Below are 12,233 nucleotides of genomic sequence, written 5' to 3'. Positions count from 1 at the left end.
ATGGCGATCGGCGGCGTGGCCATGATGGCGGTTGCGCTGCTGCTTGCCGGCTGCACCGCGCCCGCACCCGATGCGACCCCGACCACGACGGCGAGCCCGGATGCCGGGGGCTCGACGGCCGACCCGGCCGAGGTCGCCGCGATCCAGGCCGCCGTCGAGAGCACCATGGAGCAGAATCACGTGCGCGCGGCGATCGTACGGGTCCTGCGCGGCGACGAGGTCGTGCTGATGCAGGCATGGGGTGAGTCGATGGCCGAGGTCCCGGCCACGACGGACATGCACTTCCGCAGCGGGGCGGTCTCGATCCCCATGGTCTCGACGGTGCTCCTGCAGCTCGTCGACGAGGGAACCGTCACGATGGACGACCCGCTCGCGACCTGGATGCCCGATGTTCCGAACGCCGACAAGGTCACGCTCGGACAGCTGTCGCAGATGACCTCGGGCTATGCCGACTACGTCCAGGACCCGACGTTCCTCGACGACTTCAACCGGAACCCGTTCCGGCAGTGGACCCCGGAGGAGCTCTACACCTTCGGCACCAGCCAGCCGCTCCTGTTCGAGCCCGGAACCAACTGGGGTTACGCGCACACGAACTACGTGCTGCTCGCCCTCGCGCTCGAGAAGATCACCGGGCAGTCGATGATCGACCTGATCCAGGAGCGCATCTTCGATCCCCTGGGCATGGAGCAGACCGCCGACCCGGGCACGCCCGAGATCCTGCAGCCGGTGCTGCACGCTTTCGACAGCGAGCGTCGCGAGTACCTGCAGGTCGCCGAGGGTCTGCCGTACATCGAGGACTCGACGTACTGGAACCCGTCGTGGTCGCTCGGGCCGGGCTCGATCCAGAACACCGACATCACCGACATGGCGACGGTCATCCAGGCGATCGGACGTGGCGATATGGTCAGCGCCGAGTCGTTCGAGAAGATGATCGCGCCGACACTGCGCGGCAAGACGACCAAACTCGATGCCTGCCCGAACACGTGCTTCGTGCAGAACGAGTTCTACACATATGGCCTGGGCATCGTCCTGTCCGGAGACTGGCTGCTGCAGAATCCGCAGTTCCACGGCTTCGCGGGGGTCACTGCGTACCTGCCCTCGGAGGACATCACCGTCGCGATCGCCGCCACCTACGCCGACGAGGCATTCGACCCCTCGACCGGGGCCCCGAATTCCGCGAACATCGCGAATCCGCTCTTCACCGCTGTTGCGACCGCCGTCGCGCCGGACGCGTCGACGCCCGGCACCTGAGCCGAGCTCAGATCTTCGAGGTGTCGTGACCCTTGGGCACCATCGCGATCATGCCGCCTTCGACGACGCGGCAGCGCAGGCGGACCGCCTCGCCGAACTCATCGCCGTCGAGCTGCACCGGCTGCGGGGCCTCGCTCGCGACATCGAGACCCCTGCCGCGGGCGTACAGCACCGCGTTGTCCTCGGTGCGCAGCGCGAGCACCTGGCGCCCGGCACGGAAGCGGCGCAGGATGCTGTTGTCCCACGCGAGCCGGCGCCATACCAGGATCCACCCGAAGGTGTTCTTGGGCTGGAAGATCACGATGTCGAGCTCACCGTCGGTCACCGACGCCTGCGGGATGAGCTCCAGCCCCGCCGGCAGCGACCCGCAGTTGGCGACCAGGATGCTCTGCACCTTCGCGGAGTGCAGGCGTCGCCCGGCCACCTGGTAGGCGATGCGGAACGGCTTGGCGTTCGCGAGGGAGCGCGCGGCTCCATCGACGTAGGCGATCCAGCCCACGCGCTTCTTGAGGTCGCCGCTGGTGTTCGCGATCATCGCGGCGTCCAGGCCCATGCCGCCCATGACGACGAACGCGCGCTCTTCGCTCGACCCGTCGGCACGCCGGATCGCCGCGAAGCCCACATCCACCGGTTGCCGGTCGCCGTCGAAGGTCGCCTGCACCATCGCCGTCGGGTCGGTCAGCGGCAGCAGCAGGTTGCGCGCGAGCAGGTTGCCCGTGCCGCTCGGGATGATCGTGACCGGCACGCCGGTGCCGCTCATCGCTTCCGAGACGGCGCGCACGGTGCCGTCGCCCCCGGCGACGAGCAGCGCATCAACCCTCGCCTCGAGAGCCTGACGGGCAACGCCCGAGCCGAGATCTTCGATCGTGGTCTCGAAGAACAGCGGCTTCGCCCAGCCTGCTGCGGCGGAGAGCCGTTCGACTGTGGCACGCAGGATCGCGGCATTCACCTTGATGGGGTTGTAGACGAGCGCGGCCCGGCGGGAGGCGACGGCAGGCTCGGTCATGGTGACACGATAGCCGTGGATGCCGGGCGGGATGAGCGCGGAATGCGGGGTACCCGAGGTCACGGATCGGGGCGGATGCCGCTGACTAGACTTGCGGGGTGATCGATCTGACTTTCCTGCGCGAGAATCCCGAGCTTGTCAAGCGCTCGCAGGAGGCGCGCGGAGAGTCGGCGAGCACGGTCGACGATGCGCTCGCGGCCGACCGCGAGCGCCGTGCCGCGATCACCGCGTTCGAAGAGCTGCGGGCCGCGCAGAACGTGCACGGCAAGCGCGTCGCGCAGGCGCCGAAAGCAGAGAAGGCGGCTCTCGTGGCCGAGGCGAAAGCGCTGAGCGAGCAGGTCAAGTCCGCACAGCACAGCGTGACCGCCGCCGAAGAGGCTGCGGACGCCGCGCTCGCGAAGATCGAGAACATCGTGATCGAGGGTGTGCCCGCCGGCGGCGAGGACAACTTCATCACCCTGCGCACGCACGGCAAGATCCCGACGTTCGACTTCGAGCCGCGCGATCACGTCGAGCTGGGTGAACTGCTCGATGCGATCGACATGGAGCGCGGCACGAAGGTGTCGGGCAGCCGGTTCTACTTCCTCAAGGGAATCGGCGCACGGCTGGAGTTCGCGCTGATGATGCTGGCCCTCGACCGTGCGCTGCAGGCCGGGTTCATTCCCCTCATCCCGCCGACCCTGGTGCGGCCCGAGGTCATGCGCGGCACCGGGTTCCTCGGACAGCACTCCGACGAGGTGTACCACCTCGAAGAGGACGACCTCTATCTGGTCGGCACGAGTGAGGTGCCCCTCGCCGGCTACCACATGGACGAGATCCTCGACCTGTCGCAGGGCGCCAAGCGATACGCCGGCTGGTCCACGTGCTACCGGCGCGAAGCGGGCTCCTACGGAAAGGACACGCGCGGCATCATCCGCGTGCACCAGTTCAACAAGCTCGAGATGTTCGTCTACACCACGCCGGAGGATGCCGAGGCCGAGCACCTGCGCCTCGTCGCGATGCAGGAGGGGATGCTGCAGAGCCTCGGGCTGAGCTACCGCGTGATCGACGTCGCCGCCGGCGACCTCGGGTCCAGCGCCGCCCGCAAGTACGACGTCGAGGCCTGGGTCCCCACGCAGGGCGCGTACCGCGAACTCACGTCGACGTCGAACTGCACGACCTACCAGGCTCGCCGGCTCGACATCCGCCACCGCCCGCCGGTCGAAGTCGGCGGCGGCGCGCGCGGCCAAGGGGGAGGCGGCGCCCGCGGCCAAGGGGGAGGCGGCACGAAGACCCAGCACGTCGCGACGCTCAACGGCACGCTCGCCACGACCCGCTGGATCGTCGCGATGCTCGAGACGCACCAGCGCGCTGACGGCTCGGTCGTCGTTCCCGAGGTGCTGCGGCCCTACCTCGGCGGCCTCGAGATCATGGAGCCTGTCGCGTGACGGAGGCCCACCTGCCGCCGACGGGCAGCGTCAAGGTCGTGAAGCAGATGAATGCGGCCAAGCTCGTCGAACAGGTCGCGCGCGACGTCGATGACCCGGGCGTGTCCACCGGGCGGCTGCTCATCGCGCTCGATATCGACGGCACCATCATCCTCGAAGACGAGACGCTGAGCCCCGGCGTCGTCGACGCCGTCGAGCACGTGCACCGCGCCGGCCACGAGGTGATGCTGGCGACCGGCCGCAGCTGGGAGGGGACCCAGGCCATCCTCGAGGCGCTCGGGCTCGCTCCCGAGTTCGTCGTATGCTCGAACGGCGCCGTGATCCTGCACAGGCGTGCGGGCCACGAAGACGGCTACGAGCGCTTCCACGTCGAGACCTTCGACCCCAGCGAGGTGCTCACGCTTCTGCGCGAGCACCTGCCCGATGCGAAATACATGGTCGAGCTGCCCGACGGCCGCCGGCTCTTCACCGAGCACCTCGGCGACTGGAACCTCGCGAATGCCGCGCGGGTGCCGTTCGATGACCTCAGCTCGGTGCCGGTCTGCCGCATCGTGGTGGTCTCGCCCGGCGACACCGAGCAGGACTTCGTCGAACTCGTCGAGCGGATCGGCCTCAACGAAGTCTCCTACGCGGTCGGCTGGACGGCCTGGCTCGACATCGCGCCGCAGGGCGTGGACAAGGGCACCGCACTAGATCGCGTACGCGAGTGGCTCGGCATCCATCCCGCGCACGTGCTCGTCATGGGTGACGGACGCAACGATCTCGGCATGTTCCGGTGGGCGCTGGAGAACGGCGGCCGCGCGGTCGCGATGGAGCAGGGTCCGCAGGAAGTGCGGGATGCGGCCGGCGAGGTCACCACCTCCGTTCAGGCGGGCGGGGTCGCGGCCGTCCTGCGCGAGCTGTAGCTCCGGCCGGCGCGCCCCGCGGTTCTCGCGTCGCCGACCAAGGAACCGGGTCGAGACACAGGACCTGCCCAGGCGTCCCTGGAAGAATGGGTCAGCAGTGCTGTCGGCTAGACTCGACGCCTGTTCGAGGGACGTCCGCCACAAGCGGTCGTCCGTCGGGAGGGTTGTCCGAGCGGCCGATGGACCTGGTCTTGAAAACCAGTGGGCAGCAATGTCCCGTGGGTTCGAATCCCACACCCTCCGCTTCGTCGTGGGTGTGCTCTCGAGGCCTGCACCCCGAAGCATCCGGAGAGGACCCGAGTGAGTCAGTCGACCAAGCCCGCGAAGCGTGGCCGCCGCACCATTGCGCGTCACGGTGAGCTGAAGTCGCCGCATCCGCTCGCGCTGCTCCTCAAGGTGCTCGGCATCGTCGTCGCGGTCGGGCTCGTCTCCAGCGCCGGCGTCGCGGCATATGCCGCCTACGACATCACGGCGACCTTCACCGAGGATGCCGTCGACCTCGAGGGTCAGGAAGCCGTGCCGCCCGACATCGGGGCGATTGAGGGTGGCGTCAACCTGCTCGTCGCCGGCACCGACGAATGCCTGCCCGAATTCGCCGCGTATTTCGGCGATCGCTGCACCGGCGCAGACTCGGAGGGCGAGCTCAACGACGTCAACCTGCTCGTGCACATCTCCGATGCGCCGCGGCGCGTGACGGTGATCTCCTTCCCGCGCGACCTGATGGCACCGGTGCCATCGTGCACGCGGGAGGACGGCTCCGAGACAGGGGGCGCGAGCAAGCAGCAGATCAACTCAGTGTTCATGGACGGCGGTCTCAACTGCGTCGTCAAGACCGTCTCGCAGTTGAGCGGCATGAACATTCCGTTCGCGGCGAAGGTCAACTTCGGCGGGGTGATCAACATCACCGATGCGATCGGCGGTGTCGAAGTGTGCATCGGCAACGGCGGCATCCGCGACTTCTACACGGGCATCGACTGGCCCGCGGGCAACCGCACCGTCCAGGGCATCGAGGCGCTGCAGTTCCTGCGCACCCGCCACGGTCTCGAGAACGGCAGCGATCTGGCCCGCATCAGCAACCAGCAGCAGTACATGTCGCGACTGGCGCGCAAGCTCGTGAGCGATGAGGTGCTGACCAACCCCACGACACTGCTCAAGCTGGCCACCACCGCGGTCGAGAACACCACCCCGAGCAAGAGCCTGACGAATCCGCTGACGCTCGTGCAGATCGCGCTCGCCGTGAAGAGCGTGCCGTTCGATCAGATCGTGTTCGTGCAGTACCCGGTCGTCGATGACCCGGCCGACTCGAACCGTGTCGCGCCGAACTACGACGCCGCCGACCAGCTCTGGGCGGCGCTCGCCGCGAACCAGCCGATCGTGCTGACCAGCGACCCGAACGCCGGTGGTGGCGTCATCACCCAGGATCCCGCCCCGACCGACCCCGCCACTGCCGATCCGGCCGCAACCCCCGGCGCGACCGACGCTCCGACCGAGACCGCGATCGAACTGCCTGACTCGATCCCGGGTACGGATGCGTCGCAGAACACCTGCTCGGCCGGAAACCTGCGCGGTTGACGGTTCGTGAGTGCTGAGAAGGCTCCCTCTGAGGGAGGGAAGGCGCCGCTGGCGCGCCATGCGGTGCAGCGGGAGCGGCATCCGCTCCTGCGTGTTCTCTCGATCCTCGGCGTCGTCGTGGCCGTCCTGGCCGTCAGTGCGGCGGGGGTGGCGGCATATGCGGTGTGGGACACAGTGTCGGCACTCGGTGAGAACTCGGTCGAGATCGCCGGTGACCAGGCGCTGCCCCCGTCGATCGGAGAGATCGAGGGCGGGGTCAACCTGCTGTTGGTCGGTTCGGACTCGTGCGAGGGACAGGACGTCGCCCTCTTCCCGCGGTGCGCCGACCCGGACGACGCGCCCGGTGAGCGCAATGACGTCACCATGCTGATGCACATCAGCGACCAGCCGCGCCGTATCACCGTCGTCTCATTCCCGCGCGACATGATGGTGCCGATCCCGGCGTGCCCCGACGGCAGTGGGGGCTCGTACTCGGCCATGAGCTCGCAGCCGCTCAACGCGTCATACGGCTACGGCGGCCTGGCCTGCACGGTGGCGACGATCGAGCAGCTCACCGGCGAGGAGATCCAGTTCGCCGGCGCCATCCGCTGGACCGGCGTGATCGACATGTCCGACGCAATCGGCGGCGTCGACGTGTGCGTCGACGGCGACATCAGCGATCCGAACACCGGCCTCAGTCTCACCGCCGGCACGCACACGCTGCAGGGGGTCGAGGCGCTGCAGTTCCTGCGCATCCGCCACGGCATCGGCGACGGGTCCGACCTCGGTCGCATCTCGAACCAGCAGCAGTTCATGTCCTCCCTGGTGCGCAAGCTCAAATCCGACGCAGTGCTGTCCAACGCCCCGGTGCTGTTCAATCTCGCGTCCACCGCGGTCGGCCTGACTCGCAGCGACCCGCCGCAGCTCGTGCTGAGCTCGGAGCTGGCCAACCCGACGCGCATGGTGCAGATCGCGATGGCGGCGAAGGACGTGCCGTACCAGGACATCGTCTTCGTGCAGTACCCCACCGAATACACGTCCGACTTCATCAGCGTGCTGCCTCTGACCGACGTCGCCGACCAGCTGTTCGCGGCGCTGCGGGCTAACCAGCCGATCACGCTGACCGGGGAGGCCAGCCAGGGGTCGGGCGTCGACGTCACGGGCGAGGCGGCCGAACCGACGCCTGCGGCGACTCCGGATGCCGATGGCACAACTCCCGCACCGTCCGACTCGGTGGCCGCAGAGACGCGCGTCGACCTGCCGCCGGAGATCACCGGGACCACCGCCGCGCAGGTGACCTGCACCCGTGCGGAGCAATAGCCGGTTCGTTGCGCTCCAGCACGAGCGGTTATGATTGCTGGGCACATCCCGTCGGCCTCGGTCGCTGGGTGCCTGGAGACGTCGCATAGTTCGGCCTAGTGCACCACCCTGCTAAGGTGGAGACCCCTCACGGGGTCCGAGGGTTCAAATCCCTCCGTCTCCGCCATGAAAAGCCCTGATCAGGGGCATGTTGTTCCTTACGATGGACCGATTTGCGAACACGCTGCGAACAACTTTCTGTTCGCAATTGGAGGGCGCATATCTGTCTCCTGCCCTCCGTGATCATGTGAAAGCCCAGTTCAGGTGATGATTCTGGCGGATAGCGCTTGTTCGGAGGGGGAGGGGCTCCATCCCTCGCCCCTTCGTGCAATGCGCAGGCTACTCAGCCCGTGGCTGGGGACGGGTGTCGGCGGCGTCGCCTAGCGTCCAGTTCATGGGGGAGGCGCTTCGAGCACGAGTGTTGCGCGGTTCAACCGAGGTTGGCGGGAGTTGCGTGGAGCTCTCCTACGGCGCGGCGACGATCCTGATCGACGCCGGCGCTCCGCTGGTGGGGGGAAGAGCCGGTTCTGCCGCAGGCTGTCGGGATCGGGGAGTCGGGCCCCTTGCCGCTGGCGGTGTTGGTGAGTCATGGGCATCAGGGTCATTGGGGGTTGGTCCCGACGTTGCCGTCGACGATACCGGTGTGGATCGGGCGCGGTGCCGCAGACATTTTGCGTGCCGCTGACTTCTGGGGGTCGGGCATCGATCTCCGTGAGGCAGGGCACTACCGCGATCGCGAGCCCTTCCGGGTCGGTCCGTTCACCGTCACTCCCTACCTCACGGACCACTCTGGATTCGCCGCGTATTCGCTGCATATCGAGGCGGGCGGACGCTCGCTGTTCTACACGGGGGACTTTCGTGGTCATGGTCGCAAGCACTCCCTGCAACATCTCCTGGCCCATCCGCCGCGAGACGTTCACGCGCTGGTGATCGAAGGCACCTCCCTGCGGCTTGCCGTCATCGATGGGGACGATGCTCAGACTGCAGTGGATTCCGAGACCGCGGTCGAACATGCACTTACGGAGACGTTGCGCGAGACGGACGGGATGGTGGTCGTACTGAGCTCGCCGCAGAACATCGACCGGGCCGTTACCGCGTACCGGGCGGCGCTGCGCGCTGGCCGAGATGTGGCGGTGGACCTGTACTCCGCGGATGTGCTCGAAGCGACCGGCCGTCCGACGATCCCCTCACGTGCATGCCGACTGGCCGCGGATGCGGGCATTCGTCCCCCTCCACCAACGCGTGAAGGTGAAGGACGCAGAACAGTTCGACCGAGTCGTGGTAGTCAAGGAACGGCGTGTATTCGGCGACGACCTCGCGGCAGGGAGGGGCCGATGGATGCTGCTCGGGTCATATCAGCGAGAGATCCCACACCTGATCCGCAGCGGAGCACACCGCGGAGGAGCGGTTGTGTGGTCGATGTGGGACGGGTACCTCGACAAGCCGAGTGGTGTACGGCTGCGGCGCCTCCTCGGCGGAGCAGGTATTCCGCTGATCCATCACCGTACCTCCGGGCACGCGAGAATCGCTGATCTGAAGCTTCTGGTCGACGCGATCGCCCCGAGCCGACTGGTGCCGATCCATACGGAGGCTCCTACGATGTACGAATCGACGTTCGGCGTGCGGACGGTATTGGAAGGCGACGGTGCCTGGTGGACGGTGTGACCACACTGGATGTCATCGGTGACCTTTGCGTCCCGCTCGCCGAACGGCTGTGGCTCGCCTACAGCGATGAACCGACGGCACCGAAGTTGATCTTCGCGGACACTCGGGCTGGGATCCGCCGCGTGAGCGAGCAGGAAGCGCGTGTGCTCATGTGCGTGCTGCTCGAGCAGGCGGGCTCGTATTACTCGGTAGAGACACCGACGGCGGAAACGTACCAGCAGAGTGGCACGTACGCGTTGAGCGCGCGCGCCGACCTCACGGTGCACGGCAGCCGGCGCAACGGGGACCGCATTCTCAATGTGGAGTTCAAGGCGGGGACCCCGCCCGTGGAGGTGTTCCGCAAGGACCTTGAGAAGTTGACCCGCGAAGGCGTCGCTGGGCTTTGGTTCCACACCCTCGAGAAGGCCACACCACGGACACTGGCAACCCTCGCCCTGCATATCCGCGACGCGTGGTCGCTCTTACTCGAGCATGGCGGCATCGCGACCCACGACATTGATTTCGCCATCTGCGTCCTCAACCCCGCGCTCCTCTTCACCACCAGGCTGACGCTCGGCGACGACCTCGACGCACGCCTCCACGCGACATTCGCGGAAGGGCTGACCGGATGGGACCTGCACGGTCCCGACGCGCCAGTGTGGCCGCCCGCGACGAAGACCACAATCAGGACGCGCTCAAATCGCCGCGATCGGCATGGCTTTGAAACGTGGCTCATCTCCTGCCCGCAGATCGCTCCCGACACGCTGCTGCACTTCAACCGGCAAGGGGACAGCTACCGGCTGCGCGAGTTCTCCCTTGCCGACGATGGCACGAGCACCTGCCGCGCATTCCTCGCGCACCACCCGAGCACGGGCGTCATCCTCGATAACGCGGACGAATTCCTCCGACTCTTCGCGCCTGAGCTCGTGACCGATGTCCACGACGACAAGACGCCCGTCGCCAACACCGGGTACTGGGCTCGTATGATCGCAGAGCAGAGCGCGGAGCGCGCCTCGGCGAGATCCGACAACGAGAAGGGAATCTGCAATGAGCGATGACATGGACTCGCGCGGACAGTCGGCTGCTGCGCTTTGGTCATTGGATTGGTGTCTTTGGATTCGATCAGGAGTCATTCGTAATACTCCCAAATAATATGGGATAGTTTGGTTGTGAATCCAAACGAGGTCCTTGCTATCGCTGCCACCGGCGAGTCGCTGACTGTTGAGTTCAAGTCCGACCGCCGAGAACAATTCAGCGATGACAAGCTCGCAGAGGCCGTCGCGTGCCTGGCGAATGGCGACGGCGGGACATTACTGCTCGGGATCGAGGACGACGGCGCAATCACCGGCGCGCGCCCCCGACACGGTGATTCCACTGACCCGTTCCGCCTCCAAGCTGTGATCTCGAACAAGACTGTTCCTCCAGTAGTGACCGCCGTGGATCTGGTCGAGGTCGGCGGTGTCTCGGTCATCGCCATCTCTGTTCCGCATGCTGCCACCGTCACGGGAACGTCGAGAGGGCTTTACGTCCGGCGAGGCCTGCGCGCGGATGGGAGGCCCGAATGCATGCCATTTCTCTCGCACGAGATGCTCGCCGACCGCATCGAGCGCGGGGAGATCGACTACGCAGCAATCGCGGAGCCCCGGGCCACGCTTAGCGATCTCGATCCCCTTGAGTTCGACCGCCTGCGTCGAATGGTGGGAGTGAGTTCAGGAGACGCCAGTGTGCTCACGACGCTCAGTGATTTCGAGATTGGTCGTGCACTAGGTGTGCTGGACGGCCGCGAGGACTCGCCGGTGGTACGCCGGGGGGCGCTCTTGCTCTTCGGCCGCCCGGAAGCGATCCGTCAATACATCCCGACGCACGAGACCGCGTTCCAGGTCATCGAGGGCACGTCGATCAGGCAGAACGTCTTTGCGCACGACCCCCTGCTAAAGGCGGCAGAGGACCTGTTCGCGCAGCTCCAGCGGTACAACGACGAGGAAGAGATCGATATCGGTCTGACGCGAGTCGCAGTTCCGCGGATTCCGCCGGTCGCTGCCCGTGAGTTGATCGCAAACGCTCTCGTGCATCGGGACTACACAATGCTCGGTCCGATTGCGGTGAGGCTGAGCGATGGTGAACTCACGATCTCGAACCCTGGTGGCTTCCCCCGCGGCGTCACCCTCGACAACTTCCTCACGACGTCACGTCCGCGCAGTCGGATCCTTTCGGAGGCGTTCTTCCGGGCTGGCCTAGTGGAACGAACGGGGCGCGGCATCAATCGTGTCTTTGAGTGGACATTGCGAAGCGGCCGTACGACACCGGACTTCTCGCGGACTGATGCAACTCAGGTGGTCGTGTCGTTGCCGACGGGGGAAGCCGACCTCGCTGTCGTGAAGTTCGTGGTTGAGCACGACGAACGTGGCGGGCGACCATTCTCGCTGGACGAGCTGCAGATCGTGCATGCGCTACTGGATGACCCGCGACTCACCGTCGGCGAGCTGTCCCGCATCACTCAGGCAAGCGAGATCTCCACGCGGAACACGCTCACTCGTCTCGTCGAGGGCGGTGTTGTTGAAATGCGTGGCAACGGTCGCGGGCGCCGGTACACGCTGACCGCCGCCTCATACCGTGCTCTGTCAACACCCTCGGGGTACGTGCGCGTGCGCTCATTCGATGAGGTGCAGCAGGAGCAGATGGTGCTCACATACGTGAATTCGCATGGTGCGATCACACGTCGCGACGCCGCGGAACTATGTGCGATCTCATCGGACGCGGCAAAGGTGCTGCTGCGTAGAATGCGCGATCGAGGCCTCCTTGAGATGCTTGGGGACCGCCGCGGTGCCCGATACGTATTGCCGGACGCCCGCGGGTGAACTCCGATGCATGGTGCGAGCGAAGGCCCGTCCCCGCTTCGGCGAGAAGCGACGTGCGAAAGATTTGCGAACAACTCAACAGCTTCGAGCATCTCTGAACGCCATCGAAAATGACCGCGAACCACGTCAGAGCAACGCGAACGTGCCCGAGCGTACCTGGACACAACCCCAGAGTCGGGGTTCAAATCCCTCCGTCTCCGCTTGAAGAAGCCCAGGTCAAGAGGTATTTGTC

Annotated in this window: 9 protein-coding genes and 2 tRNA genes; 10 read left to right on the top strand and 1 reads right to left on the bottom strand. The window is 66.5% G+C overall.

The annotated features are described in order from the left end of the window. Complete coding sequence (locus tag QZV84_RS02435) at window positions 1-1,251, top strand: serine hydrolase domain-containing protein (RefSeq protein WP_292824759.1); 1,251 nt, start codon at window positions 1-3, stop codon at window positions 1,249-1,251. 7 nt (window positions 1,252-1,258) lie between these two features. Here QZV84_RS02435 and QZV84_RS02430 read toward each other — a convergent pair whose 3' ends face one another. Beyond that, window positions 1,259-2,257 (bottom strand): diacylglycerol kinase family protein, encoded by a 999-nt coding sequence (locus QZV84_RS02430; protein ID WP_292824756.1) that lies wholly within the window; start codon window positions 2,255-2,257, stop codon window positions 1,259-1,261. Between the two features lie 98 nt (window positions 2,258-2,355). Here QZV84_RS02430 and serS point away from each other — a divergent pair, with 98 nt between their 5' ends. The 9 genes from serS to QZV84_RS02385 all read left to right on the top strand — a co-directional run bounded on the left by serS (window position 2,356) and on the right by QZV84_RS02385 (window position 12,001). After that, window positions 2,356-3,684, top strand: a complete 1,329-nt coding sequence (gene serS / locus QZV84_RS02425; RefSeq protein ID WP_292824753.1) for a serine--tRNA ligase — start codon at window positions 2,356-2,358, stop codon at window positions 3,682-3,684. A gap of 47 nt (window positions 3,685-3,731) precedes the next feature. Next, window positions 3,732-4,589: an HAD family hydrolase gene (locus QZV84_RS02420; RefSeq protein ID WP_292824854.1), complete on the top strand. Its 858-nt coding sequence runs from the start codon at window positions 3,732-3,734 to the stop codon at window positions 4,587-4,589. A 158-nt stretch (window positions 4,590-4,747) separates the two neighbouring features. After that, window positions 4,748-4,832, top strand: a tRNA-Ser gene (locus QZV84_RS02415). A 57-nt stretch (window positions 4,833-4,889) separates the two neighbouring features. Next, complete coding sequence (locus QZV84_RS02410) at window positions 4,890-6,161, top strand: LCP family protein (protein WP_292824751.1); 1,272 nt, start codon at window positions 4,890-4,892, stop codon at window positions 6,159-6,161. Window positions 6,162-6,167: 6 nt separating this feature from the next. Next, window positions 6,168-7,460 (top strand): LCP family protein, encoded by a 1,293-nt coding sequence (locus QZV84_RS02405; RefSeq protein ID WP_292824748.1) that lies wholly within the window; start codon window positions 6,168-6,170, stop codon window positions 7,458-7,460. A gap of 74 nt (window positions 7,461-7,534) precedes the next feature. Beyond that, a tRNA-Ser gene (locus QZV84_RS02400) sits at window positions 7,535-7,626 on the top strand. A gap of 1,064 nt (window positions 7,627-8,690) precedes the next feature. Next, window positions 8,691-9,164, top strand: coding sequence for an MBL fold metallo-hydrolase RNA specificity domain-containing protein (locus QZV84_RS02395; protein ID WP_292824745.1), 474 nt, complete (start codon window positions 8,691-8,693; stop codon window positions 9,162-9,164). Next, window positions 9,152-10,201, top strand: a complete 1,050-nt coding sequence (locus QZV84_RS02390) for a hypothetical protein (protein ID WP_292824742.1) — start codon at window positions 9,152-9,154, stop codon at window positions 10,199-10,201. Before QZV84_RS02395 ends, QZV84_RS02390 begins: the two co-directional genes overlap by 13 nt. Before the next feature lie 111 nt (window positions 10,202-10,312). Further along, window positions 10,313-12,001 (top strand): crosslink repair DNA glycosylase YcaQ family protein, encoded by a 1,689-nt coding sequence (locus QZV84_RS02385; RefSeq protein WP_292824740.1) that lies wholly within the window; start codon window positions 10,313-10,315, stop codon window positions 11,999-12,001. The last annotated feature ends 232 nt before the right edge of the window (window positions 12,002-12,233 follow it).

Origin of the sequence: Microbacterium sp., from assembly GCF_011620715.1 — a bacterium.
Taxonomy (GTDB): domain Bacteria; phylum Actinomycetota; class Actinomycetes; order Actinomycetales; family Microbacteriaceae; genus Microbacterium.
The sequence above is the reverse complement of the archived record's forward strand: the minus strand, read 5'-3'. Positions and strand labels throughout refer to the sequence as shown.